The 24144-nt window shown below is 66.2% G+C and carries 27 protein-coding genes and 2 pseudogenes; 14 read left to right on the top strand and 15 right to left on the bottom strand.

The annotated features are described in order from the left end of the window. Both AB4Z47_RS01480 and AB4Z47_RS01475 read right to left on the bottom strand, forming a co-directional pair. A partial coding sequence (locus tag AB4Z47_RS01480) for an IPT/TIG domain-containing protein (RefSeq protein WP_441947315.1) occupies positions 1 to 488 on the bottom strand: 488 nt, incomplete at its 3' end. A gap of 168 nt (positions 489 to 656) precedes the next feature. Then, positions 657 to 1400, bottom strand: a complete 744-nt coding sequence (locus AB4Z47_RS01475; protein ID WP_441947314.1) for an IPT/TIG domain-containing protein — start codon at positions 1398 to 1400, stop codon at positions 657 to 659. A gap of 32 nt (positions 1401 to 1432) precedes the next feature. Here AB4Z47_RS01475 and AB4Z47_RS01470 point away from each other — a divergent pair, with 32 nt between their 5' ends. Continuing rightward, positions 1433 to 1729, top strand: a complete 297-nt coding sequence (locus AB4Z47_RS01470; protein WP_441947313.1) for a hypothetical protein — start codon at positions 1433 to 1435, stop codon at positions 1727 to 1729. A gap of 402 nt (positions 1730 to 2131) precedes the next feature. Here AB4Z47_RS01470 and istB read toward each other — a convergent pair whose 3' ends face one another. Continuing rightward, positions 2132 to 3103, bottom strand: coding sequence for an IS21-like element helper ATPase IstB (gene istB / locus AB4Z47_RS01465; protein WP_441947312.1), 972 nt, complete (start codon positions 3101 to 3103; stop codon positions 2132 to 2134). 615 nt (positions 3104 to 3718) lie between these two features. On the opposite strand from istB, the gene AB4Z47_RS01460 reads away from it, so the two are divergent. Then, positions 3719 to 4183 (top strand): PaaI family thioesterase, encoded by a 465-nt coding sequence (locus tag AB4Z47_RS01460; protein WP_441947311.1) that lies wholly within the window; start codon positions 3719 to 3721, stop codon positions 4181 to 4183. 147 nt (positions 4184 to 4330) lie between these two features. Here AB4Z47_RS01460 and AB4Z47_RS01455 read toward each other — a convergent pair whose 3' ends face one another. Next, positions 4331 to 4468 (bottom strand): hypothetical protein, encoded by a 138-nt coding sequence (locus tag AB4Z47_RS01455; RefSeq protein WP_441947310.1) that lies wholly within the window; start codon positions 4466 to 4468, stop codon positions 4331 to 4333. Between the two features lie 891 nt (positions 4469 to 5359). Here AB4Z47_RS01455 and AB4Z47_RS01450 point away from each other — a divergent pair. Next, positions 5360 to 5686: pseudogene (locus AB4Z47_RS01450) on the top strand (transglycosylase family protein); the annotation flags it as partial. A 411-nt stretch (positions 5687 to 6097) separates the two neighbouring features. After that, entirely contained in the window at positions 6098 to 6787 is a 690-nt protein-coding gene (locus tag AB4Z47_RS01445) for a hypothetical protein (protein ID WP_441947309.1), read from the top strand. A 45-nt stretch (positions 6788 to 6832) separates the two neighbouring features. Here the strand turns inward: AB4Z47_RS01445 and AB4Z47_RS01440 are convergent, their stop codons facing one another. The 4 genes from AB4Z47_RS01440 to AB4Z47_RS01425 are packed head-to-tail and all read right to left on the bottom strand — an operon-like array spanning position 6833 to position 9865. Then, positions 6833 to 7882 (bottom strand): ABC transporter ATP-binding protein, encoded by a 1050-nt coding sequence (locus AB4Z47_RS01440; RefSeq protein ID WP_441947308.1) that lies wholly within the window; start codon positions 7880 to 7882, stop codon positions 6833 to 6835. After that, the gene (gene modB / locus AB4Z47_RS01435) at positions 7879 to 8691 is read right to left on the bottom strand and encodes a molybdate ABC transporter permease subunit (RefSeq protein ID WP_441947307.1); all 813 of its coding nucleotides are present in this window, start codon (positions 8689 to 8691) and stop codon (positions 7879 to 7881) included. Before modB ends, AB4Z47_RS01440 begins: the two co-directional genes overlap by 4 nt. Further along, positions 8688 to 9461: a molybdate ABC transporter substrate-binding protein gene (gene modA / locus AB4Z47_RS01430; RefSeq protein ID WP_441947306.1), complete on the bottom strand. Its 774-nt coding sequence runs from the start codon at positions 9459 to 9461 to the stop codon at positions 8688 to 8690. The genes modB and modA overlap by 4 nt, the downstream gene beginning before the upstream one ends. A 5-nt stretch (positions 9462 to 9466) precedes the next feature. Further along, positions 9467 to 9865, bottom strand: a complete 399-nt coding sequence (locus AB4Z47_RS01425; RefSeq protein WP_441947305.1) for a TOBE domain-containing protein — start codon at positions 9863 to 9865, stop codon at positions 9467 to 9469. 141 nt (positions 9866 to 10006) lie between these two features. Here AB4Z47_RS01425 and AB4Z47_RS01420 point away from each other — a divergent pair, with 141 nt between their 5' ends. From AB4Z47_RS01420 to AB4Z47_RS01405, 4 genes are read left to right on the top strand one after another with little or no spacing between them, the layout of a single operon-like run. Continuing rightward, positions 10007 to 11371: a glutamine synthetase family protein gene (locus tag AB4Z47_RS01420; RefSeq protein WP_441947304.1), complete on the top strand. Its 1365-nt coding sequence runs from the start codon at positions 10007 to 10009 to the stop codon at positions 11369 to 11371. After that, positions 11352 to 12092, top strand: a complete 741-nt coding sequence (locus tag AB4Z47_RS01415) for a gamma-glutamyl-gamma-aminobutyrate hydrolase family protein (protein WP_441947303.1) — start codon at positions 11352 to 11354, stop codon at positions 12090 to 12092. The genes AB4Z47_RS01420 and AB4Z47_RS01415 overlap by 20 nt, the downstream gene beginning before the upstream one ends. After that, positions 12089 to 13450, top strand: a complete 1362-nt coding sequence (locus AB4Z47_RS01410) for an aldehyde dehydrogenase family protein (protein ID WP_441947302.1) — start codon at positions 12089 to 12091, stop codon at positions 13448 to 13450. Before AB4Z47_RS01415 ends, AB4Z47_RS01410 begins: the two co-directional genes overlap by 4 nt. A 22-nt stretch (positions 13451 to 13472) precedes the next feature. After that, positions 13473 to 14240, top strand: a complete 768-nt coding sequence (locus tag AB4Z47_RS01405) for a 3-oxoacyl-ACP reductase (RefSeq protein ID WP_441947301.1) — start codon at positions 13473 to 13475, stop codon at positions 14238 to 14240. 57 nt (positions 14241 to 14297) lie between these two features. Here AB4Z47_RS01405 and AB4Z47_RS01400 read toward each other — a convergent pair whose 3' ends face one another. After that, positions 14298 to 15017 (bottom strand): SDR family oxidoreductase, encoded by a 720-nt coding sequence (locus AB4Z47_RS01400; RefSeq protein ID WP_441947300.1) that lies wholly within the window; start codon positions 15015 to 15017, stop codon positions 14298 to 14300. A 72-nt stretch (positions 15018 to 15089) separates the two neighbouring features. On the opposite strand from AB4Z47_RS01400, the gene AB4Z47_RS01395 reads away from it, so the two are divergent. From AB4Z47_RS01395 to AB4Z47_RS01385, 3 genes are all read left to right on the top strand, one after another. Then, positions 15090 to 15677: a TetR/AcrR family transcriptional regulator gene (locus AB4Z47_RS01395; RefSeq protein WP_441947299.1), complete on the top strand. Its 588-nt coding sequence runs from the start codon at positions 15090 to 15092 to the stop codon at positions 15675 to 15677. Between the two features lie 350 nt (positions 15678 to 16027). Then, positions 16028 to 17347 carry an MFS transporter gene (locus tag AB4Z47_RS01390; protein ID WP_441947339.1) on the top strand — a complete coding sequence of 440 codons (1320 nt, stop codon included), beginning with the start codon at positions 16028 to 16030 and terminating at the stop codon, positions 17345 to 17347. 259 nt (positions 17348 to 17606) lie between these two features. Then, a complete protein-coding gene (locus AB4Z47_RS01385) occupies positions 17607 to 19052 on the top strand; it encodes an AAA family ATPase (protein ID WP_441947298.1) in 1446 nt (481 codons plus the stop codon). A gap of 57 nt (positions 19053 to 19109) precedes the next feature. Here the strand turns inward: AB4Z47_RS01385 and AB4Z47_RS01380 are convergent, their stop codons facing one another. Further along, positions 19110 to 19541 carry a YciI family protein gene (locus AB4Z47_RS01380; protein ID WP_441947297.1) on the bottom strand — a complete coding sequence of 144 codons (432 nt, stop codon included), beginning with the start codon at positions 19539 to 19541 and terminating at the stop codon, positions 19110 to 19112. Between AB4Z47_RS01380 and AB4Z47_RS01375 the strand changes: the two genes are divergently transcribed. Continuing rightward, positions 19540 to 20016 carry a hypothetical protein gene (locus tag AB4Z47_RS01375; protein WP_441947296.1) on the top strand — a complete coding sequence of 159 codons (477 nt, stop codon included), beginning with the start codon at positions 19540 to 19542 and terminating at the stop codon, positions 20014 to 20016. The two genes, AB4Z47_RS01380 and AB4Z47_RS01375, sit on opposite strands and share 2 nt — an antisense overlap. 216 nt (positions 20017 to 20232) lie before the next feature. Here the strand turns inward: AB4Z47_RS01375 and AB4Z47_RS01370 are convergent, their stop codons facing one another. Continuing rightward, positions 20233 to 20619 (bottom strand): hypothetical protein, encoded by a 387-nt coding sequence (locus tag AB4Z47_RS01370; protein WP_441947295.1) that lies wholly within the window; start codon positions 20617 to 20619, stop codon positions 20233 to 20235. An 88-nt stretch (positions 20620 to 20707) separates the two neighbouring features. After that, a complete protein-coding gene (locus AB4Z47_RS01365) occupies positions 20708 to 21277 on the bottom strand; it encodes a TetR/AcrR family transcriptional regulator (RefSeq protein WP_441947294.1) in 570 nt (189 codons plus the stop codon). A gap of 95 nt (positions 21278 to 21372) precedes the next feature. Here AB4Z47_RS01365 and AB4Z47_RS01360 point away from each other — a divergent pair, with 95 nt between their 5' ends. After that, the gene (locus AB4Z47_RS01360; RefSeq protein ID WP_441947293.1) at positions 21373 to 21810 is read left to right on the top strand and encodes a DoxX family protein; all 438 of its coding nucleotides are present in this window, start codon (positions 21373 to 21375) and stop codon (positions 21808 to 21810) included. Positions 21811 to 21895: 85 nt separating this feature from the next. Here the strand turns inward: AB4Z47_RS01360 and AB4Z47_RS01355 are convergent. Next, a pseudogene (locus tag AB4Z47_RS01355) lies at positions 21896 to 22253 on the bottom strand (nuclear transport factor 2 family protein); the annotation flags it as partial. Here AB4Z47_RS01355 and AB4Z47_RS01350 point away from each other — a divergent pair. Continuing rightward, positions 22152 to 22679, top strand: coding sequence for a MarR family winged helix-turn-helix transcriptional regulator (locus AB4Z47_RS01350; protein WP_441947338.1), 528 nt, complete (start codon positions 22152 to 22154; stop codon positions 22677 to 22679). The pseudogene AB4Z47_RS01355 and the gene AB4Z47_RS01350 overlap by 102 nt on opposite strands. 117 nt (positions 22680 to 22796) lie before the next feature. Here the strand turns inward: AB4Z47_RS01350 and AB4Z47_RS01345 are convergent, their stop codons facing one another. Continuing rightward, positions 22797 to 23225, bottom strand: a complete 429-nt coding sequence (locus AB4Z47_RS01345) for a recombinase family protein (RefSeq protein ID WP_441947292.1) — start codon at positions 23223 to 23225, stop codon at positions 22797 to 22799. 281 nt (positions 23226 to 23506) lie between these two features. Then, positions 23507 to 24073 carry a TetR/AcrR family transcriptional regulator gene (locus AB4Z47_RS01340; RefSeq protein WP_441947291.1) on the bottom strand — a complete coding sequence of 189 codons (567 nt, stop codon included), beginning with the start codon at positions 24071 to 24073 and terminating at the stop codon, positions 23507 to 23509. Positions 24074 to 24144: the final 71 nt, after the last annotated feature.

The raw sequence follows: 24144 nt of genomic DNA, 5'->3' as shown, positions 1-24144 counted from the left end.
TAGGTGTAGAAGACCCCGTTACTGGTACCACCGGGACCGGTGACGGTGACTTGCACGGAACCGGTGCCGGCTGGTGCGACCGCGGTGATCTGGGTGTCCGAGTTGACCGTGAACGAGGTCGCCGGTGTGGCACCGAAGGAGACCCCGGTAGCACCCGTGAGGCCCGTGCCGGTGAGGATGACGGTGTTCCCGCCGGTGCTGGGCCCTTGCGTGGGATTCACGCTGCTGAGGGACGGAACCGGGAGATAGGTGTAGGAAACCCCGTTGCTGGTACCGCCACCCGACGTGGTGACGGTGACCTGCACCGTCCCTGTTCCGGGTGGGGCGATGGCGGTGATCTGAGTGGGGGAGTCCACGGTGAACGAGGTCGCCACCGTGCCGAACTTCACGTTGGTGACAATCGGGACGAACCCGGTGCCTGTGATGGTGACGCTGGTATTTCCCGAGGCGGGCCCCGAGGTCGGAGAGAGAGAAGTGATGGTTGGCATGATGGTCCTTCGAGAGTGGGTCAGAGCCCCGGTCCGGCCGTGGATCAGGCGGCCGGGGCAGATTGTTTTGCTGACGAGTGCCGGCCCCGGGGAGGGAAGCGAGTAGCCTGCCCGGGGCCGGCAGCCGCGGTCATCCGGCGGCCGGACCTCAGCCGCTCTGACGTCCGGTCAGATGCCCGGTCCGGCGACGTAGGTGAAAGCACCGACCGAGGTGGCGCTTCCGCCGCTGGTGGTGACCACGATGTCGACGGCACCGGCGGTTCCCGGCGGGGTGACCGCGACGACCTCCGTGTCGGAGATGACGTCGAACGGCGCCGCGACACCGTCGAACGTGACCGACTCGGTCGTCGTCAGATTGGTGCCGGGGATGGTCACCGCGGTGCCGCCGGAAGTCGGACCGGAGACGGGAACCGGGGTGCCCAGGGTTGGCGTGTCGACGTAGGTGTAGGACAGGCCGTTGCTGGTGCCACCCGCGGTGGTGACGCTGACCCCGACCGACCCCTCGGCCGCGCCTGCCGGCACGACGACGGTCAGGGTGCCGTCGCTGACCACGGTCGGAGTCGCGGTGTTGCCGCCGAAGCTGACCGAGGAGGCGGTGGACAAGCCGATTCCGGTGATGGTGACCGTGTTGCCGCCGGCGGTGACACCCGACACCGGGGACAAGGTGGACTTGAACGGCGCGCCGATGTAGAAGAACGACAGCGGATTGCTGGTCCCGCCTGCGGTGGTCACGGTCACCGCGACCGTGCCCGTCCCGGACGGAGAGACAACTGTGACCGATGTGGCTGTGTTGCCCGTGATGGTGGCCAGCTTGGAGCCGAAGTGCACGGCGGTGGCGCCGCCGAGGTTCGTGCCGGTGATGTTGACGGTTGTCCCGCCTCCGGTCGACCCCTGATTGGGAGTGATGGGCATGTTTCTGCCTTCCTTGTCGGTGTGGTGTGGGCATGACCAACCGAGGCCAGGCGGCCGCGTACGCCGCCGAGCGTGACGGTGGTTGTGTTGGTGGAGTCCTCGCCCGATACGTCTGCTGGTGGCAGGCCGGGCCGTCAGACAGCGCAGCCGATGACGCTGCCCTGTGGGGGACGCAGTTGTCCGGGGTGTTGCTGGCAATGCAGGCCTGCATCGTCACGCCACCTGAGTTCGACGTGGATGCCGCTGCCATGGCGGTGTTGCCGATGAGGTTGCCAGCGGTCGGTAATGCGACTTACCGTTTGTCGGTGACGGAGTTGCGTTCAGAGTAGGAGGCCGCCGGGTTAATGCTCCCGCCTCCGGTACAATTTTCGAATCGTCTACATCCCCCTCGCGGAAATTGATCGGAAATAATCCCACCACAAAGATACGTCGCCGGAAATGCGAGCGCAATAGTTGCTTCTGGATTGCCGCCCGAATCGAGGTGGATCCGAGATCGGCGTAGGTGGTTTTTTCGCGAATTCCGACGGCATTTTTTCATGAATTCCGACGGCACTTTATCGCGAATTCCGACGGCACGACGACGGTGCTTGTTCTGAATTCGAGACGTCTATTTTCGGTCACCTGCGGTCCGGACCATGCGAATGGAATAGGAAAAGGTCTCGGGGCGCGCCGGTTGTCGAGCAATTGCGGCTCGGTGGACATCCTCGTCGGTGAGTAGGAGCTCGGTCGACTCAGCGGGGGTTGTCGGTGCGTACGTTCGGCTCGGTATGGGCACGGCGATAGCTTTGGGTGCCCGTGTCGATGATGTTGCCGCCGAAGGTGAGTCGGTCGATGATGGCGGCGCGGAGCCCGGCGTCGGTGAAGGTTTTGGACCAGCCGGAGAAGCTTCGGTTGGAGACGATCGCGACCGACTTCCTCTCCTCGCGTTCGGTCAATACCTGGAACAGCAATTCGGCGCCGCGTCTGTCCAGTTCGGTGTAGCCGAGTTCGTCGATGCAGAGCAGGTCGACGCCGCTGTAGCGGGCGATGGTCTTGGTGAGCCGTTGGCCGTCGACGGCTTCGACAAGCTTGTTGACCAGCTTGGCAGCCAGGGTGTATCTGACCCGGAATCCGGCTTTCACTGCCTCGGTGCCCAAGGCGATGAGCAGATGGGACTTCCCGGTGCCGGAGTCACCGATCAAGCACAACGGCAGCCCTTCCCTGACCCAGTCGCATTTGGCGAGGGTGTGGACCATGGCGGGGTCGACACGGGGGTTGGCATCGAAATCGAAGTCACGCAACGTTTTGGCGCGGGGGAACCCGGCAGCCTTGATGAGCCGTTCGGAGCGGCGACGACCTGTCATCTGTTCCATGTGCAGTTGTGGTTTGCGCTCGCGGACATAGGCACTGACTCGCTGATACGAGACGTCCGTCATGCCGTGCTCCTCGAGCAAACGCCGATAGATCCGGGTCGCGGTGTGCCGTTGCCTCCGAGGTACATCCAGATCGGCGCGCAGAACATCGTCGATGAACGGCTTGTAGGGATCCAGCTTCTGTGGTCGCGGCGGATACTCCTTACGCGGCTCGGGCCACACCGACTCCGTCGCCTTGGCTACCGTGCGCCACCCGACCCCATGCTTGCGCTCGATGGCACGCTTGGACAGTCCTGCACGAAGATCCTGGCGGATCGCCGCATACAGTTCGACTTTCGACATGTCAGACATCGGCACGCTCCCCTCCGCCCCGCACCCGTATTCACACTATAAACCGACAGTGCCGCCCCCTTCCGTTACATCGACTCCGCAACACGCCCGTCAACATTCGTGAGCAACCGCAGTCAGGGTTGATGAACAAGGAAGGATCCCGAAGTGGATCCCGACGCCGACCCACGTAGTGGCAGATCGTCTTCGGCCAGCGTCGGCCGAGCAGGTCGATGGGTTGCTGGCCTCGGCAGCGGCGGTGGGCGGGCGAGTCGTCACTTTCGGCAGGCACAATCGTCGAATGGGTTTGCCGGCCGTGCACCAGAGAAACGAGGGGGCGTGGATTCTCTGCGAAATGGTGCACCTCCGACCGCCCCACGTCCGTGGGTTACGAATGTCTGCAACGGCAGGGCGGATACGGCGATATAACCGGGTACCTGATCGGCGAGGGTGGACTGGTAACCGGGACCGAAGATCTGAGGCATCAACGCCTGATCGGACCACGTCGATAGTTGGCGAAGTGCCAACACTCTGCAGGGATACCACAGCGAGCACCTATGCTTCGGTGTGGCCCGCCGATGCGGCCGTGGCAGACGACGAGGTGCCGGCCACCTCCGGCGGGAAGGGATGGTTGCGGATATGGGCGAATTCGAGACTCCTCCGTTCAAGGATCTCGTCAACGGGGCGTTGGAATTCACCATCCCGATCGCACACAAGATGGGCGTGCAGGCGGTGGAGGTGCGGCGCGGATTCGCGGCTACCTCGGTGCCGGCCGAGGGCAACGGCAACCACTTCGGCGTGATGTACGCGGGCGTGCTGTTCACGGTCGCCGAAATCCTCGGCGGTGCGATCGCGGTCGCCACCTTCGACAACGCAGCGTTCTACCCGCTGGTGAAAGACCTGCACGTCTTCTTCCGCAAGCCGGCGAAGACCGACGTGCGGGCAGAGGCGACGCTATCGGAGGCGGACATCGCGCGCATCACCGAGGAGGCAGCGGCGAACGGCAAGTCCGAGTTCACATTGCGGGCGGTGGTCACCGCCGCCGACGGCGTTGTGGTCGCCGAAACCGAAGGGCTCTACCAGTTGCGAGCGCACGGCAGGTAGTCCGGCGGCGGGCTGCCGTGCCACCGGCAGCCCGCGCCGGAGCAGGTGGTGAGCGCGCCGAGCCGAGGTCCAGCGCGGCCACCGTGGACGCGTGCGCAGTCCGTCCCTGCGCCTTGGTCTCGTAATCGGCCGCTGCGACACGGTATTTCACCACAGCGCCGTTTCGTTCGAGGTGTAGTTGAAGCCCAGGTAGAGAGAGTTGTCGACGCCCGCGCGCCCGTCGTCCGAGCCCGGCGGAATGTGGGCGAGGTCGTTTTCGAGGCCGCTGCGGTACGTGCCCGCCATCCGTGCAGGTGGGTGGCGATGGTGGGCTGCTCGTTGCCGTAGGCGCGGAACGTTTCGAAGCCGCCGACTTCGCCCCAGTTGGTTAGCACGCTGGTGTTGTGGCCGCAGCCGCCGTCCATCCCCGCGTGGTCATCGATTCCAGGTCGTCGGCGAGAATCATGACGATGTCGGGCCGGGCGTCGCGCGCGGATTGGGCGGTGGCAGCCGACAAATACCCCGAAAGCGACAGCGCTACGCCCGCGGCTGTCGTCAGCGGGCGGTGCAGGCTGTGGCGAGATTTCTGGGATCTTCCTGGGTCGGCGCGGCTGGTCGCGTTGAAGGCTGAAGTGGGTGTCTCGTGCCCGCCAGCTCCCACGCCGTTCTCCCGCCATCTCCACAACGCCGGGTGGCCTGCGCGTTCGGCAGGTGCGATCGGCCGATCGCCGGTACGTCGCGGTAGCAGATGCGGTCACACAGAACGGGGTCTCGGCACTTCGTGCTCGCCGGTCCGTAGCCGATCTCCCGCGCCGTAACACGTCGGCCACGGACGGCGCCGGATGGTCACAGCGAGGCGTCGGACCCGGCCGAATGCGATCCGTTTCACGATTTCGCAGTGATCTAGAACACATAACGTAGCCATAACAGCGAACCCGTATGACCAATTTTCTTGTGTGCGACCTCGGTAAATGTCGAGACTCTAGAGTATTGCTTTACACAATTCTGTCGTTATTCGAACGTGATCTGCAGCGATTTCTCCGCTACGTTCGATCTCGGCTCGATCAACACCCGAGCTCGAACTCGAACCGATGAACGCCGGAAACCCTGTCCCGCGGTTCGAGAAACCCCGACCTTCCTGGGGACAGGGACGCGGCGGACGCTCCGTCGAGTCGGTGGGCGCAGGCGGGAAATCACATGTCGCAAAACCGCAAGTTCAGCACTCGTGTCCTTGGCTTCACCGCAGCGCTCGGCGCCCTCGTCGCCGTGCCGTTCGGCCTTTCCACCGCCACCGCGTCGGCCCACAACTGGGATGCCGTCGCGCAGTGCGAGAGCAGTGGCAACTGGAGCACCAACACCGGTAACGGCTTCTCCGGCGGTCTGCAGTTTACCCAGAGCACCTGGGAGGCCAACGGTGGCTCCGGCAGCCCGTCCAACGCGAGCCGCGCCGAGCAGATCCGCGTCGCGGAGAACGTGCTCGCCACTCAGGGCCCGGGCGCCTGGCCCGTGTGCGGCGCTTACCTCTGATGCGTCACCGGCGCCTACCGTGCAATGCGGTAGGCGCCGGGCTATTTCGCAGCGATAATGCTGCATGCCGCAGTCAGTTGATCATGAATCGGCGTCTGCCCGGCTCGAAATTCCCGTCTCCGAAATGAATTCGGACGGCACCCGAGCCTCCAGCATCGTCCCCCGAACCTTCGGGACCAGAACCACAGAGGTCTCTACCCCGGACCCTCGACGCGCACGCCGACCGGTAGTGTCACTACCGACTCCGCGGTGTGATCAGCCGGTCGAGTCGAGGCGGCGAGCCCATTGGTCGACTCCGCCTGCGGGCGGCAGGGAGATTCCGGCGACGCACGGTCAGTAGCAGCCCCGAAAACACAACCAGGCTAAGCTTTTTCCTTGAGCACTCATCGCAAAGGAGAAAGCTTCGTCATGGGGGACAACGGGGGCACCGAGGACTCCGAACAGCCGAGCCCAGCGCGCCGGGAAGCCTCCTCAGGGCGCAGTCACTGGATGATGCGTTACCCCTTTTTCGCCGCGATCATCGTCGCTGTCATCGGCGGTGTGATCGTTTTGGTGCCGGACAAGGCGTTCGACGCGTTTTCGGGCGGGGACTCCTCGTCGGCAACCCCGACATCGGGCAAGCAGCCGCCCCGGAGCGAGACAACCGCCGGTGACGGCTCGCCCTCGGCCTCCGCGCCTGCTGCTCCATCGCCGACGGCCGGCGATATCCGGTGGTCCGGCACGATCAACCTGACCTACGTCGACCTGGACTCGGTCCCACCCCGTGTGCTACGCAGCAACACCGGCGCCAGCGTTTGGGTCAGCTATGCCCGCAAGTCTCTCGGTGGTTTCTCGGCCGCCACGCTCTATGGGCTACGGGGCGGGTCTTTCACGACGAACCCCACTATCGCGCTCTGGAACGGCCCGGCCAAGCCCACACGGCTGGAGTGCTCGAATCTCATCTCCACTCAGGGGGCCGAAAACCTTCCGGTCAGCGCGGACAACAGCTATTGCGTCAAGACAGCGGCGAACCGGGTCGCGTTCGTCACCGAGCTGTCGCTCGACAATGTCGGCGACGCCTACAAAGCACTGGTGACCGTTTGGGCCGCCACCAAATAGCCGGCCACCGTCGACTCCGCCCGACCATGCGGTGCAGCCGCTGTCTCACGCGGGGTAGGTGTGGATCTCGGTGGCTTTGACCGCTGCCCACAGCCGGGTGCCCGGCCGGAGTCGGAGTTCGGCGACGGTGGCGGGAGTGACGTCGGCGAGGACCGGCGGGGTGCCGTCGAGACGCACGCGGATGGTGTGGGCGTGTTGTTCGATGCTGCCGATGGTGACCGGCCAGGCGTTGCGGGGGCTGCCCACCGGGGGCTCGGGATGCAAGCTGACCGCGGTCGGCGGGAACGCGACGTGCACCGCGCCCCGGTCGGGTTCGGCAACGGTGAGCGCGCCGCCTTCAGCGAGGTCGACGGTGGTGCCGCGGGCGGTGCCGCGATAGAGGTTGAGTCCGACCAGATGTGCGACATAGTCGGAGCGCGGGCGGCGGGCGACATCGACAGGCGGTCCTTCCTGGACAACCGCGCCGTGCTCGACGATGACGAGACGGTCGGCCAGCACCATCGCGTCGAGCGCATCATGCGTGACCAGCACAGTGTGACCCGGATAGTCGGCCAGATGGTGCGCGAGATCCGAGCGGACGCGCAGGCGCGTGCTCGCATCCAGCGCGGCAAGTGGTTCATCGAGCAGCAGCAGCGACGGGTCGGTCGCGAGCGCTCTGGCAAGCGCGACCCGCTGCGCCTGGCCACCGGACAGAGCGCGCGGCTTGTCGGCGACGTGATCGGTGAGGCCGACCCGGTCGAGCCAGTGCGCGGCGCGGTCGCGGGCGGCGGCGCGGCGGTGCCCGCGGGCACGAAGGCCGAAGGCGACATTGTCCAGTGCGCTCAGGTGCGCGAACAGTAGATAGTCCTGGAAGACGACGCCGACCCGACGACGTTCGGTGGGCACGAAAAGCCCCGGCGGCGCGTCCCAAGTGTCGTCGTCGAGCCGGATCGCGCCGTCGGAAAGCGGCGTCAGCCCGGCCAGCGCGCGTAGCGCCGTGGTCTTGCCCGCGCCGTTGGGTCCGAGCAGGGCGACCACCTCACCCGGCGCGACGGCCAGCGGAACGTCGAGCCGGAACTGCCCGCGGGTGACCCGAAGGTGAGCATCCAGCGTCATACCGCGCCTCGAATCCAGCGCTCGCGTAGTGCGACCAGCACCGCCACCGAGACGGCGAGCAGTACCAGACTCAGCACTATCGCGTCGTCGGGATCGTGTTCCAGGGCCAGGTAGACCGCCAACGGCATGGTGGTCGTCTTCCCGGGAAAGTTGCCGGCGAAGGTGATGGTCGCGCCGAACTCGCCCAGCGCCCGCGCCCAGCACAACACGCCGCCCGCGACGACACCGGGCAGCACCGACGGCAACGTGACCCGCCGGAAGGTCAGCCAGCGCGACGCGCCGAGTGTCGCGGCCGCCTCCTCGAATCGCGGGTCCGCCGCCCGCAGCGCGCCCTCCACCGCGATCACCAGAAACGGCATCGCCACGAACGCTTCCGCGATCACCACCCCGGCGGTGGTAAAAGGCAGTGCGAAGCCGGACCATTCGTACAGATAGCGGCCGATCAGCCCACGCCTGCCGAGCACAAGAAGCAGAGCGACACCGCCGACCACCGGCGGCAACACCAGCGGCACGGTCACCAGCGCCCTGATCAACCCGCGCCCCGGCACCTCGCCGCGCGCGAGCAGCCAGGCCAGCGGAACGCCGAGTACCAGGCAGATCACCGTTGCCAGGCTCGCGCACAGCAGCGACAGCCGCAGCGCCTGGCCGACTTCGGCGTTGAACAACCGGTCGGGCAGCGCCCACCACGGCGTCCGCAGCAGCAGACCGAGCAGCGGAACAAGCAGGAATGCCAGCGCGCACACGGCGGGCAGCACCAGAACGAGCGGTCGTCGTCCCGATCTTGTTCGTCGCCGCTCCGAGCTGGTCACGGTGTGTCGAACCCCGCCTTCGCGAACACTGTCCGCGCCTGGTCGGAACGTACGAACTCGACGAACGCGGCAGCCCCCGTCGCATTCGGCGCGTGCCTGAGCGGTGCGACCGGGTAGTCGTTGATCGCCTTGTCCGCCTCCGGGAAGTCGATGCCCTCGACCTGGTCGCCGCCCGCCCGCACGTCGGTGCGATAAACCAGCGCCGCGTCGACCTCACCGAGCTTCACCTTGGTCAGGACCGCTTTCACGTCCGCCTCACGGGTGTCGGGCTCGGGTTTGATGCCCGCTACCTCGAACACGGTCTCGGCGGCCGACCCGCACGGCACCTGTTCGGCGCACAGTGCGATCTTGGGCTCGGTCCTCCCGAAGTCCGCCAGTCCGGCGATGTGGCCCGGGTTGCCCTTCGGCACCGCGATCGTCAGCCGGTTGCGCACGAAGGTGACCGGCGTGTCGGTGACCTCGCCCTCGTCCGCGACCTGCCGCATGTTCTTCGGTGCGGCCGAGGCGAAGACGTCGGCGGGCGCGCCCTGGTTGATCTGCTCGGCCAGCGCGGAGCTGGCGCCGAAGCTGTAGACCACCCGGACCCCGGGATGCGTCGCCTCGAACTGCGTGCCGAGTTCGGTGAACGTCTCGGTCAGCGAGGCCGCGGCGAACACGGTGACCGTACCGCCCACGGCGTCCGCCCCGGCGGGCTCGGAGTCCGCACCGCACCCCGCCACGGCGACCGCGGTGACCCCGGCGGCGATCAGCACCCGCAGCAATCTGATCATCCGTGTCAATTTTCCGGTATCTCGACAACGACGTGCGTCGACTTGACCGAGGCCACCGCGACACTGCCGACCTCGAGACCAAGCTCATCGACCGACTCCCTGCTCAGCAGCGACACCAGCCGAAATGGCCCGGCCTGCATCTCGACCTGTGCCATCACGGTGTCCTTGACCACCCGCGTGACGATGCCGCGCAGGCGATTGCGGGCCGAAGCGGCAACGGTGATGCCCGGCTCCGGCACCTCGGCGTTGGCCCGCAGGAATTCGGCCAGTTCCCGGCCGCTGACGCCCTTGCGCCCGTTGTCGAGCTGGATGGCGGTCAGCTTGCCCTGATCGATCCAGCGCCGGACGGTGTCGTCGCTGACCCCGAGCAACGCCGCCGCTTCGCTGATCCGCAAACTCGTCACGAAACGCAGTTTATTTCCGTATCTGCGGAAATCAAAGGACTGAATGCGCGCGACACGGCTGGTTCCAGATTTGTGGGTCCCCTCACAAACATGTCCGGTTTGCTCTAGCGTGAGCACGGTCGGTGCCGAGAGGGGTGGTGGATGCGTAACGGGATGCTGAGTGTGGCGCAGTTGCGAGACAGGGTCGATGAGGGGGAGATCGACACGGTACTCGTCGCGATGACCGACATGCAGGGGCGATTGCAGGGGAAGCGGTGCGCGGCACGATTCTTCCTGGACGAGGTGGTCGAGCACGCGACCGAGACATGCAATTACCTGCTTGCGGTGGACGTGGAGATGGCGACGGTCGACGGATACACGATGTCGTCGTGGGAGACCGGGTACGGGGATTTCGTGCTGCGGCCCGATCTGCGCACGCTGCGGGCGGTGCCGTGGTGGCCGGGCACGGCGTTGGTGCTGTGCGACGTCGAGCACGTGGTGCCGGAGGGACGGGCGGTCGCGGCCTCGCCGCGGCAGGTGCTGCGCAAGCAACTGGATCGGCTGGCCGAGCGTGGCCTGCGCGCGTTCGTCGGGACCGAACTGGAATTCCTGGTGTTCGATGACACCTACGAAGCGGCATGGAACGCCGGATATCGCGGGCTGACTGCCGCCAACCAGTACAACGTCGACTATTCGATGCTCGGGACCGCGCGGATCGAGCCGTTGCTGCGCCGCATCCGAAAAGAGATGGGCGGCGCCGGGATGTACGTCGAGTCGGCCAAGGGCGAATGCGGTCCCGGCCAGCACGAGATCGCGTTCCGGTACGACGAAGCCCTGGTGACCTGTGACAACCACAGCATCTACAAGACCGGCGCGAAGGAGATCGCGGCCCAGGAGGGGCGCAGCCTCACGTTCATGGCGAAATACGATGAACGAGAAGGAAATTCGTGCCATATCCACCTGAGTTTGCGCGACGAGTCCGGGAAGCCGGTGTTCGCGGGCGATGGAGCGGACGGATCGTCGGCGCTGATGCGGCACTTCATCGCCGGCCAGCTGGACTGCCTGCGGGAGTTCACCTATCTACTCGCCCCGAATATCAACTCCTATAAGCGATTCGTCGCGGGCAGCTTCGCGCCGACCGCCATCACGTGGGGGCGGGACAACCGGACCTGCGCCATTCGCGTGGTCGGCGAGGAGCACTCGCTGCGGTTCGAGAACCGCGTGCCCGGCGGAGACGTGAACCCGTATCTCGCCGTGGCGGCGCTGATCGCTGCGGGACTGCACGGAATCGACCGGCAGCTTCCGCTGGAGCCGGAATTCCACGGCAACGCCTACCAATCGAAGCGACCCCGGGTGCCGCGGACACTGCGCGAGGCGGCCCAGCTCTTCGGGGACAGCACGGTAGCTCGCGCGGCGTTCGGTGATGATGTAGTGGAGCACTACCGCAACGCGGCGCGGGTCGAGTTGGACGCCTACGACGCCGCGGTCACCGATTGGGAGCGTATCCGTGGTTTCGAACGACTCTGAGGTCGCACGTCCTGTGATCGGCCTGCCGACCTATGTGGAGCAAACACGCTTCAATACCTGGGACCTGCCCAGCGCGGTCTTGCCGCACACATATGTCGCCATGGTGGTGGCCGCCGGCGGTACCCCGGTGTTGCTGCCGCCCGCCGGTGCTCCCCGCCCCGAGTTGGTGCGGTTGCTCGACGGGCTGGTGCTGACCGGCGGCGCCGACATCGATCCCGCCCGCTACGGCGGCCCTTCGGGCGGATCCCCCGGCTACACCAGGCCGGATCGCGACGAATCGGAATTCGGTCTGTTCGAGCTGGGGCGGGCAGCGGGTCTGCCGATCCTCGCGGTGTGCCGCGGGCTCCAGTTGGTGAACGTGGCGTTGGGCGGCAGCCTGATTCCGCATCTCCCCGATGTCGTCGGTCACGATGAGCATTCCGGCACCGAGGGCGGGTTCAGCGTCACCCGTGTGCTGACGACCGCGGGCAGCAGGGTCGCGGAATTCGCCGGTCCGGAGGTGAAGGTCCACTGCCATCATCATCAGGCCATCGACCGGCTCGCCGACGGTCTGCTCGCCACAGCGCACGCCACCGACGGCACCATCGAGGCGGCGGAGGCGACCGACGGTTCGTTCCTGCTGGGCGTGCAATGGCATCCGGAGGTCGACGCCACCGACCGACGGTTGATCCGGGCACTGGTCGAGGCGGCGGACACCTATCGAAGGGAGCGGAACTCGTGACGACGGCGCAGGTGGTCAATCCGGCGACCGAACAGGTGGTGACCACCGTCGAACTCGTCGGGGAAGCGGAGACCGACGCCGCCATCGACGAGGCCCAGCGTGCCTCGGCCGCCTGGCGCGACATCGCGCCCGGCGACCGGGCCCGGCTGCTGCGCCGCTTCGCCGAGGCGGTCGACGCCGACCTGGAGCGGCTCGCGCGACTAGAAGTCGCCAATGCCGGGCACACCATCGGCAACGCGCGCTGGGAGGCGGGCAACGTTCGTGACGTGTTGCACTACGCCGCCGGTATGCCGGAACGGTTGCTGGGCAGCCAGATTCCGGTCGCGGGCGGGGTCGACATCACCTTCCACGAACCGCTCGGCGTGGTCGGCGTGATCGTCCCGTGGAACTTTCCTATGCCGATCGCGGCCTGGGGATTCGCGCCCGCGCTCGCGGCGGGGAACACGGTGGTGCTCAAACCCGCCGAACTCACGCCGTTGACCGCGATCCGGCTCGGGGAACTCGCGCTCCAAGCGGGGCTGCCCGAGGGCGTGTTCCAGGTCTTGCCCGGCAAGGGATCGGTAGTGGGGAACCGCTTCGTCACCCATCCGGCCGTCCGCAAGGTGGTGTTCACCGGCTCCACCGAAGTGGGCACGCAGATCATGGCGGGCTGCGCGCGGCAGGTGAAGCGGGTGACGCTGGAACTCGGCGGAAAGAGCGCGAACATCGTGTTCGCCGACGCCGACCTGGAACGGGCGGCGGCGACGGCGCCCTACGGCGTATTCGACAACGCCGGGCAGGACTGCTGCGCGCGTTCTCGAATTCTTGTGCAGCGCAGCGTATTCGACCGTTTCCTCGAGCTGCTGGAACCGGCGGTGCACGGGGTGCGGGTCGGCGATCCGTCCGACGAGTCCACCGAGATGGGGCCGCTGATCTCGGCCGCGCACCGGGAGCGCGTCGCTGGATTCGTGGAACGGTCGACGAAGGTGGCGTTCACCGGAAGCAGGCCGGAGGGGCCCGGATTCTGGTATCCCCCGACGGTGGTGCTGCCCGGCACGCCCGCCGACCGGGTGCTCACCGAGGAGGTGTTCGGCCCGGTGGTCGCGGTGCTGCCGTTCGAGGACGAGGCCGACGCCGTCCGGATCGCCAATGATACGGAGTACGGCCTGTCCGGCTCGATCTGGACCAGTGACGTCGGCCGGGCGTTGCGCGTCTCGCGCGGCGTCGAGGCGGGCAACCTGTCGGTGAATTCGCATTCGTCCGTCCGGTATTGGACGCCGTTCGGTGGTTTCAAGCGGTCGGGGTTGGGCCGTGAGCTCGGGCCGGATGCCGCCTTGGCGTTCACCGAGACCAAGAACGTGTTCCTCGCCACGCAGTGACCCACCACACCTGACAGGAGATATGTTGCAGCGCTTACAGGATCGAGTCGCCGTCGTCACCGGCGGCGGGAGCGGTATCGGTCTGGCCACGGTCCGTCGTTTCGCCGCGGAGGGGGCGAAGGTCGTCGTCGCGGACGTCGACGCCGGCACTGGCGAGGCCGCCGCCGCGGCAGTCGGCGGGCGGTACGTCGAGGTGGATGTCACCGACGAATCCCAGGTCGAGGCGCTGTTCCAGACTGCGGTCGACAGCTACGGCGGGCTGGACATCGCGTTCAACAACGCGGGAATCTCTCCGCCGGAGGACGATTCGATCCTGACCACCGGTATCGACGCCTGGCGTCGCGTGCAGGAGGTCAACCTGACCTCGGTATACCTGTGCAGCAAGTACGCCATCCAGCACATGCTGGAGCGCGGCAAGGGCTCGGTGATCAACACCGCGTCGTTCGTCGCGGTAATGGGCGCGGCAACCTCGCAGATCTCCTACACAGCCTCCAAGGGTGGCGTGCTGTCGATGAGCCGGGAACTGGGCGTGCAGTTCGCCCGCAACGGAATTCGGGTGAACGCCCTGTGCCCGGGCCCGGTGAATACGCCGCTACTGCGGGAGCTGTTCGCCAAGGACCCCGAGCGGGCCGCGCGCCGCCTGGTACACGTGCCACTCGGGCGCTTCGCCGAACCGGAGGAGATCGCCGCCGCGGTGGCCTTCCTCGCCAGTGACGACTCCTCGTTCATCACAGCTTCCCAGTTCATGGTGGACGGCGGCATCGCCGGTGCGTACGTGACCCCGCTGTAGTGCGGAAACGGCGGTCCCGCACGCGGATCGGCGTCCGAACCGGCGCGGTTCGACGGCCTACTTCGGCGCTCCCAGTCGCGCGCCTCCATCGACTCGCACCACGATCCCGGTGGTGAACGAGTTGTCGACCAGGAACTCGATCGCGTGCGCCACGTCGTCAGCCGTGCCGACCCGACCGGCTGGGGTGGAGGAGGCGATGGAGTCGAATACTTCGGCGCGGGCGCCGTCGGGCAGGAACTTCCACCAGTCGGTGTCTATCACGCCCGGAGACACCGCGTTCACCCGCAGCGGCGCCAGTTCGACGGCCAGTACCGGAACCATGGCTTCCACACCGGCGTTCACCGCGGCCAGTGCCGCCGTCGTCGGCATCGAGCCCCCCGCCGACGCCGCCGACACCAGCGTGATCGAGCCACCCGCGGCGAGATGCGGCAGCGCGGCCTGTATCGCGGCCGTGTGCGCGAGCAGCTTGCCGTCGACATGCTGCCGGACATGATCCAGTCCGAGCTCGCGGAACGGGGTGGTGCCGGACGGTCCGGTCACGGTCACCACAAGATGGTCGATCTGCCCGACCTCGGCGAAGAATCGGGCCAGGTCCGCCTCGTCCCGCGCGTCGACCGTCTGTCCGGTGGCGTCCGGACCGAGTTCGGCCAGCGCCTCGGCGAGTTTCTCGGCGCTGCGTCCGGCGATGATCACCTCGCGCCCGTGGGATGCGAGCCTGCGCGCGGTGGCAAGGCCGATGCCCGATGTACCGCCCACGATGACGACTCGGTTGCGCACAACATTCTCCTTATTTTCGAAACATTGTGCCTCGAAATATAAACGAGGCACGGTGTCTTGTAAAGTGCGGGCATGACCGGAACCCGAGGCCGCCCGCGGAGTGAGGACGCCAGGCGGGCGATCCTGCGTTCCGCGCTGGAGCTGTGCGAGCGCGATGGCTATCAGGAGTTGACCATCAAGGCGATCGCCGACGCGGCGGGTGTGGGCAGGCAAACGGTGTACCGCTGGTGGCCGGACAAGGCGTCGGTGCTTATGGAGGCGCTCGTCGGATTGGCGTACGAACACGCCGCGCTCGTGGTGCGAGACAACTCCACAGACGTCCTCGCTGACGTCGAACGCCTGCTCGCGACGACCTATGAACTCGCGCGCAAGGTGACCGGGCAGGCGCTGGTCGGCCTGATGGCGGACGCGCAGCGCGACCCGGCGCTCTCGAAGCGGTTGCAGGACACCGTGATCGGGCCCCGCCGTGCCGCAATGCGCGCACTCTTGCAACAGGGGGTCGACGCGGGCGAGTTGGCCGAGGCTGTGCCGCTGGATCTGGTAGTCGATTTCGCGTTCGGGGCCATGTGGTACCGGCTATTGAGCCGGCACGCTCCTGTTGGCGCCGCGTTGGCGCGTGAGGTTACCGCCGGCGTCACCGCGATGCTTGCGGGCGGCTGATCGGGAGGTCTCGCTTCGGTGGGCGGTGCGGGTGCGGGTGAGTCGATGCAGCGACGTCATCTCTAGACTGGCTGGTCGGTTTCGCGGTTGTATTCCAGATTGTGGCCAATTGTGACTGGTGTCACATTATTTGACGTACCGGCAGGTCAGAGTATTCTCCCAGCGCTGTTTTCGAGCCGCCGCTGTTTGCCAATTATGGAATCTGGGTATTGCCTGTGTTCGTGCCGCGCCTTCGGTGAGAAGCCGAAGGAAGAACGAATCGAGGTCCGTGACGGGCTGGAGAGGACGTGCACGTGACCGGCCAAACCTCCGAGAGTTTCCCTCTGCGGCGCTCGGTCGCCGCCTCCGCGATGGGCAATGCCACCGAATGGTTCGACTACGGCGTCTACGCCGCGACCGCGAGCTACCTGACCGACGCTTTCTTTCCCGGCGAACTAGGCACGCTCGGCACCATGCTCGGCTTCGCCGTCTCTTTCGTGCTTCGACCACTCGGTGGCATGGTGTGGGGTCCACTCGGTGACCGGATCGGCCGAAAAGCAGTGCTGGCCACCACGATCTTGCTCATGGCCGCCGCCACCGGTGTCATCGGCCTACTGCCGACGCACGCCTCCATCGGTGTGTTCGCGCCGATCATGCTCATCACTCTGCGTGTGGTGCAAGGCTTTTCGACCGGTGGTGAATATGGCGGCGCCGCAACGTATCTGGCCGAGTGCGCGCCCGACCGTAATCGCGGATTCCTCGGCAGCTTCCTGGAGTTCGGTACGCTCGGCGGGTTCGTCGGCGGCTTCGCGACGGTGCTGGCCTGCCAGCTCGCGATCGGCTCGGACGCCATGCACGACTGGGGCTGGCGCATCCCGTTCCTGCTCGCCATCCCACTGGGCCTGATCGGCTGGTATCTCCGGGCCAAGCTCGACGAGAGCCCGGTGTTCAGCGAGGTGGCCGAGCACAAGCATCCGCCGGGCGGCTTGCGTGCGGTGCTGACCACCTACCGGCGCGAGACGCTCACGCTGGCCGGGTTGGTCGTCGCCCTCAACGTGGTGAACTACACGCTGCTCACCTACCAGCCGACCTACTTGCAGAACAAGATCGGCATAGGCGAGTCGGCCACCACCGCGATGATGCTGGTCGGGCAGTTGGTGATGATGCTGGTGCTGCCGTTCTTCGGCAAGCTGTCCGACCATGTCGGCCGCCGTCCGATGTGGCTGTTCTCGCTGCTCGGCCTCGCGGTGATGGCGGTGCCGATGTACTGGCTGATGGGCCAGGGCATCGGGTGGGCCATCACGGGATTCATTGTGCTCGGTTTGTTGTACGTGCCGCAGCTGTCGACCATCAGCGCCACATTCCCGGCCATCTTCCCGACCCATGTCCGCTACGCGGGCTTCGCGCTGGGCTACAACGTCTCCACCGCGGCCTTCGGCGGCACCGCCCCGCTGATCAACGAGGCCGCGATCGAATCGACCGGCTGGTCCCTGTTCCCCGCCGTCTACATGGTCGGCGCGTCCCTGATCGGCCTGGTCGCCTGGACCTTCCTCCGCGAAACGGCCGGAACCTCGTTGCGCGGCACCGAAGTCCCCGACGGCGGTGAACCCTCGCCGAGCGTCCCGAACGACGCGGGCGAACCCTCTGCCAGCGTCCAAAACGAGGCTCCGCCTGCCCAGCCTGCGTACTGAATGGGCGACCGCGCCTGGGCGGTCGTCAGGCTCCGCCAGCCCGATGGTTGTCGAGGCGTGCCGAGTCGATTATGCACGCTGCGGACGAGGCGGGGATGGCGTGTTTCATCATCGCCACTGAGAAGGCCCGGTCCACCAGGACCGGGCCTTCGGTGTATCAACGGACAAGCGAAAATGGTGGGCAGCTATCTTTGGGGAGTACAGTTATATAAACTGTGATCCTACAAACTGCGGGAGTGTCGTGCGGAAACCTGCGGACATGTTCGATCGTGCATACGAGTGGTCTGCGCTGACCCGCTTCGTCTCGGACGAGCAGCCCGGCGCGACGCTCGGTGTCGTCTCGGGCAGGCGTCGCCAGGGCAAGACTTTCTTGCTGGAAGCGATCTGCAAGGCGGCAGGCGGGTTCTACTTCGGTGCGACCGAGGCAACCGAAGCCGAATCGCTGCGGCGGATCAGCGCTGCCTTGACCGCTCATGTTCGGCCGGTGAGCCCGTTTCATTTCCATCGTTGGGCAGAGGTAATCGACACGCTGCTCAGTCTGGGGATCGAACAGCCGGTTCCTGTCGTCATCGACGAGTTCCCCTACCTCGCGAAGGCGAGCCCCGAGCTTCCGTCGGTCATTCAGGAAGCTTTGCGGCCGTTGCGTGAACAGCGAACGAACTCACGGACGCGGTTGCTGTTATGCGGATCCGCGCTGTCGTTCATGGGTCGAATCCTGTCCGGTAGCGCCCCTTTGCGTGGCCGCGCCGGACTCGAGTTGCTGGTTCGTCCGCTCGACTATCGCCTGGCAGCTGAATTCTGGGGAATCAGTGACGCACGTCTGGCGCTACAGGTCAATTCGATCGTGGGAGGTACTCCAGCGTATCGGCGGGAGTTCGCACGTGGCGATACGCCCACCGGACCCGATGACTTCGACGACTGGGTTGTCCGAACCGTCATGAATCCGGAGACGCCACTGTTTCGCGAGCCACGATATCTGCTCGCCGAGGAACCCGAATTACGCGACACCGCCCTGTATCTGTCCGTGCTGGGCGCAGTGGCGGACGGCAACGCCACGCGCGGCGGCATTGCCAGCTATCTCGAGCGCAAGGCCTCCGATATCGCCCATCCCATCAATGTTCTCGAAGATGTCGGACTCCTGTATCGTGACGCCGATGCCTTCCGGGACAACAGATCCACGTATCGCATCTCCGAGCCGCTGATTCGCTTCTACCACGCAATCATGCGCCCGGTCTGGGACCAGCTCGAACGCCCCGGAAGTGCCAGCCGTGTGTGGCGCGCCAGTCGCCTCAGGTTCATCAGCAACGTTCTCGGGCCACATTTCGAGCAGATATGCCGGGACTGGGCGCTGCACCACTCCGATCCCGGTCTGTTCGCCGAACTTCCGGCCAAGGTCGGTCATGGGACGGTTCACGACGCCAGCACTCGAACAAATCACGAGATCGACGTCGCCGTCATCGGGGTATCGGACGGCGGCAAGCCGCCGCTCCTGGCGATCGGTGAGGCGAAGTGGAACGACATGATGGGACAAAGTCATCTGGACCGCCTTCGGCATATCCGGGATGTCATCGCCCGCAATGGTCGATACGACACCAGCCGAACTCGACTACTGTGCTTCAGCGGCGCTGGTTTCAACGACAATGCACGAAGGGCGGCGGAGTCGGACGACGTCGCACTCATCGGCCTGCCGGCACTGTATGAATGAACCTGGCGGGGACGCGCCCAGAACGCTGTCGACAGCGGGAGGGATGCACGCGAGCGGTCAGGCTCTGTACAGCCGGGTGAACGAAGGGCCGACCCTTACCGGCCGGATGTCGATATGCCGCCAGACGTCTCCGGTGACATACGGCTCGACCTTCAGCCATTCGTCGAGTTCGCCGCGGGAGTCGAATTCGAGGATCAGCATCGAGCCGATCATCGTGCCGTCATCGTCGAGAATGGCGGTGCCGAAGAGCATCTTGCCCTCGGCTACCAGCATGTCACCGAGGGCGATGTGCTTGTTGCGGGCAGGGCTGTCGATTATCGAATTCCGTCGAAGAGGCGTTGACGCCCATGAACTACGTTGGCACTCGACTACTGAAGACCTCACCTCGGACCAGCCGACGACACACCCACTCCCACAAGCAAGTTCGTTCCCGCCGAGCCGGCACGACGCACGTACCGGTACTGCGGCGGCAGGCAAGATGAATGACATGGTCGACGATGAATGTACGCGTTTCACGCTGCCGAGAGGGGCGACGGGTTTCTTTCGGTCGAAGGATGGTCCCCTGCCCGAGACCGACCTGCGGGCATTCCGTACCGCTCTGTATGCCGCTGCTCGCAAAGCTGGAGGCGAAGTGGGTGAGGTGGAGGAACGGGCGTACCCCCGGACCTTCCACACCGCACCGATTGTCGAGCACGAGGGTGAGACGATCGTCCTGTGTCACGCCTATCACCCATGGATCGCATTCAGCCAGGAACGTCGGCATTGCTCCGAGGATGAATTCGTAGTGCCACCGCCATGGGCTCTGATCTTCGCCAGCGCGGGATTTGTGGTCCTGACGAGCGAGCAGCTCGCCACACCACTCCGCTACGTGAATACCGATGTGCTTTCGAAGAGTGAATGGCGCGAGATTCGCTACTACGGAATCACCACGCTGGGCGGGGTTCTCTTCAACGCGTGGGACTGATGAGCTGGTCTACGGGTAGCAACCCGTGCCAGCTCGGCTGGCGCAATCGCGCGTTTGTGTGGGCAGTTGTCGACCCCGCAGCGGTGGTGCCGAGGCAGCTGCCCGGTCGGGTCGGGAAGTGATCGCATTGATCAGCGGGCCTTGAACCCACTGGGGGATGGTCGAGGTCCGTCCAGGCGAGGGGAGGAATGGTTGGTTCGACGGCGACGGATCATTTCAGGCGGACGGTGGCTCATCGTCTTCGGGCTGGTCATCGTCTTTCGGCCAGCTGTCCTCGATGATCAGACGGTCGTCCCGCAGTGCGGCCGCGTACTGTTCGGCGACTATGTCGGTCGGGTAGGTGGGCCAGTAGGAGACCGCGCCGGTGGGCTTGTCGATGACGCAGACCGAGCCGCCGACGACCAGTAGGGGGACGTTCGGGTCGGCGGATGGCGAGGGAGGGAAGACGGCGGCGGCGACGAAGCAGGTGTCGAATTCGGTGATCTGGTAGGTGATTCCGCGTTCGGCGTCGTCGTCGTTCGAGAGGTAGCGTTTGGCGATCCGGCGCGCCTCGCTCTGGTCCACCGGCGTGCTCGCCTCGGTTGGGTAGGCGTGGATGTCCATGTGTCGACGGCAGCCACGAGATGATGGCCGCCTACTCCTTCCAGGTCCTCTAGATAACACTGTGGCGGCCCGCCGCAGGCGGGTTTCGTCAGTCGAACCGAATGGTCGACAGCATCAGGCGGGCGAGTGCCTCCGGGTCCGGTTCGGTAACCAGCGCCGAATTGTCCAGTGCCCCTTCGCGATACAGCGAGGCAAAACCGTGCACCAGCGACCAGGCGGCGAGTTGGCTCGCCTGCTGATGCTGTCGGTTCCGCTCCGGCTGAATCGCGGAGACACCGGAGCGTAACGCAGCGCCGGAGCGTACCCGTGCCGCTTGGAGCTTCGGGTCGTCGGCATGCAGCAGGTTGTGCCGGTACATGACGTCGAAGTGCCCGGGGTGTTCGCGGGCGAATCGGATGTAGGCCACCGCGATCTCTCGGAAATCTCCGGCCGCCTGCTCGAGCCGGTCGGTCAGCAGCTCGAAGCCCTCGGCGGCCAGCGCGGTGAGCAGGCCCGCTCGGTCGCCGAAGTGATGCGCGGGCGCCGCGTGCGAGACCCCGGCGTGCCGCGCCAGGTTGCGCAGGGAGACGGCATCGACGCCGTTGGACGCGATCTGTTCGGCGGCCGCGGCCAGGATCGTGGCCCGCAGATCGCCGTGGTGGTAGCCGTTCTTCCTCATACCTCGATGGTGGCCGATAATCTAGGCATTGACAAGTTTCTATCGTCGACCTAATCTTTCCACTGTCAAGATTGGTTGTTCGACAGGAGATCCCGATGGCACCGCTGGTTGTACTCGCCGTCGTCACCGCACTGGCTCGGCTTATCGGCTGGCTGGCCGGTATCGGCTGGCTCGATTCGTGGCCGCACGCGACCGCGCTGGGGCTGGCCGCGATGTTCGTCCTCACCTCGACGGCACACTTCCTCCAGCCGCGCCGCGCCGCCCTGATCGCCATGGTGCCGCCGAGGCTTCCGAACCCGCCCGCGCTGGTGACGCTGACCGGCATCCTCGAACTGGCGGGCGCCGTCGGCCTGGTGATCCCCGCGACCGCCGACCTTGCCGCGATCTGTCTGATCGCGCTGCTGGTGGTGATGTTCCCGGCCAACGTCCGCGCCGCACGGGCCGAACTGGGGATCAAGACCATGCCGCTGCCGCTGCGGACACTGGTCCAGGTCGTGTTCCTGGCGGCCTGCGCTGTCGTCCTCGTCGGCTGAGCACGAAAAGCCCGCTCCGCTCGGCAAGGAAGCCTCCTGTTGGTAAATCATGTTGCAGCACAACAAGATTCAATAGGAGGCTACCTCATTCTCGAGCGCGACCCAGAGGGCCCGGTCGAGGGCTTCGGTCAGTGCGACCGGGGTGATTTCGAGTCGGGTCGAAGCGCCAGCCTTCCTCGGTGCGACGCGCCTCGTAGCGGTGGAACCCGGCCGCGACGGCCTCGGTCTTGTCGTCGATGACGAACACGGCGATATCGTGGGCCCGTACCGTGGCGGTCTCGCCGTCGATCGACCTCGATGACGAGGTTGGACTTGTTGTGCAGGGTGCGGACGTACCTGTCATCGCCCGAGCGCACGAGTTCGATGAGCGCCTCGAAGCTCCGGACCTCACCGCGCGGGGACCTGACGACGACGTCCCCGGTGAAGAGCCGGTCGGTCTCGCCGTAGCGGCCCTCATCGACCCACAGGCTGTGGCGGGCGACCAGGTCGGCAAGTTCGGCGCGGTAGGCGCCCACAAGGACCACTTCGTGGTGCTCGCCGCCCTCGCCGAGTTCGGCCCCGCGAGCCAGGCGGCCCTCTCCGGCCGCACCCGGATCTACAAGAGCGACCTCGTATCAGTCCTCAACGACCTCGAAGACCGCGGCTGGGTCCGCCGCGCCCCCGACCCGGCCGACAAGCGCCGCAACGTCATCACCATCACCGACGACGGCGAGTCCCACCTCACCGAACTCGACCGCGTCCTCGACGGCGTCCTCGACGGCGTCAACGAGCACATCATGGCCCCGCTCGGCCGCGACGAGCGCGCGCAGCTGTTCGACCTGCTCGGCCGCATCAACGCCCACCTAGCCAGCGCGCAGGACCGCGCCTGATCGCCACAGCAGGGACGGGCAGCCGGCGGCCCGGGTGCCGCCACTGGGGGTTCCGGGGGACTGTAATCGCCGAAAATCCAACGAATTTCTTGTATTTCCTGGTCGGGTGCGGTGTGGCTATGAGGTCGTCTTGTTCAGGTGGCGGTAGATGGTGGGGCGGGTGACGCCGAACTCGGCGGCGATTTGCTCGACGGTGTAGCGGCGCCTGCCCCGCTCGTCGAGTTCGTCGTACATCTGCCGCGCCAGCTGGACCTGCCGGGCGCCGAGTTTGGGTTTCTGGCGGCCGGTACGTCCGCGGGCGCGGGCTGCGGCCAGCCCGTCGCGGGTGCGCTCGGACATCAGGGCGTGCTCGAATTCTGCTATCGCGCCGAGGATTTGGAAGAACATGCGGCCGACGGCGGTGGAGGTGTCGATGCCCTGGTCGAGCATCACCAGGTCCACGCCCCGGTCCTGGAGGGTCTTGGACAGCTCGATCAGATGCTCGAGGGAACGGCCGAGCCGGTCGAGCTTGGTCACCACCAGTTGGTCTTTGGGCCGGTTGGCCACCAGCAGCGCCTCGCTGAGCTCGGGCCGGGAGGCGAGCTCGCCGGACCCTGTCGGTGAAGATCTGTTCGCACCCGGCGGCGGTGAGCGCGTCGCGCTGGGCTTCGGGGTGTTGGTCGCGGGTGGAGACCCGCCCTTAGCCAATTCGCATGGCGCGCAGTGTATTGCGAACACCCGACAGGTTGACACTGGTACGTACACGGCAACCTTACGACTCTAGCCTGCGGAAACCCGCTTCGGCCGAGGTGTCTCGTGAACGAACGTTATCGACCCACTCCTGACCCTCACGTCGGGGGCCGAATCCCGTCGAGGATGAGGGCGGTGACGCGATCGGCGACGTCGGGGGTGTGGGTTTGGGTGGCCTGGCAGGCGACGATGATGGCCTTGGCTTCTCGTGCGGTCAGGTCGGCGCGGGCGGTTCCGGCGTGTTTCGCGGCGGTGAGGAGTTCGCCGATTAGGCTCATGAATTGGGCTTCGGTATCGGGGGCGACGGTGTCGATGTCGATCCCGTCGCCGGCGATCGCCTGGGACAATCCCTGATCGGCAGCGCCCCACTGCAACGCCATCGCGCGGATGAACTCCGCCAGCGCCAGCCCCGGGTCGCCCTCGTCGAGCAGGGCGCGCCCCGCGGCGACGATCTGGGTCAGTCGATGATCGACAACGGCGGCGAACAGGGCGTTCTTGGTGGGGAAGTGCCGGTAGACGGTGCCCGCACCGACTCCGGCGCGACGCGCGATCTCATCGATGGGGATCGACAGTCCCTCGGCGGCGAAGCTTCGATAGGCGGTCTCGAGGACTGCCTCGCGGTTGCGTAGCGCGTCCGCGCGGAGCGGTTTGGGTTGGTCTGTCACGTGAATCACCTCTCGCGTTCCTGGCAAACGGGGCGCGCGTTCCGTATGGTTGAATGTAAGCGGAGCTACCG

Origin of the sequence: Nocardia sp. 2TAF39, from assembly GCF_052114905.1 — a bacterium.
Lineage (GTDB): Bacteria > Actinomycetota > Actinomycetes > Mycobacteriales > Mycobacteriaceae > Nocardia.
This window is presented reverse-complemented; position numbering and strand designations above follow the sequence as displayed.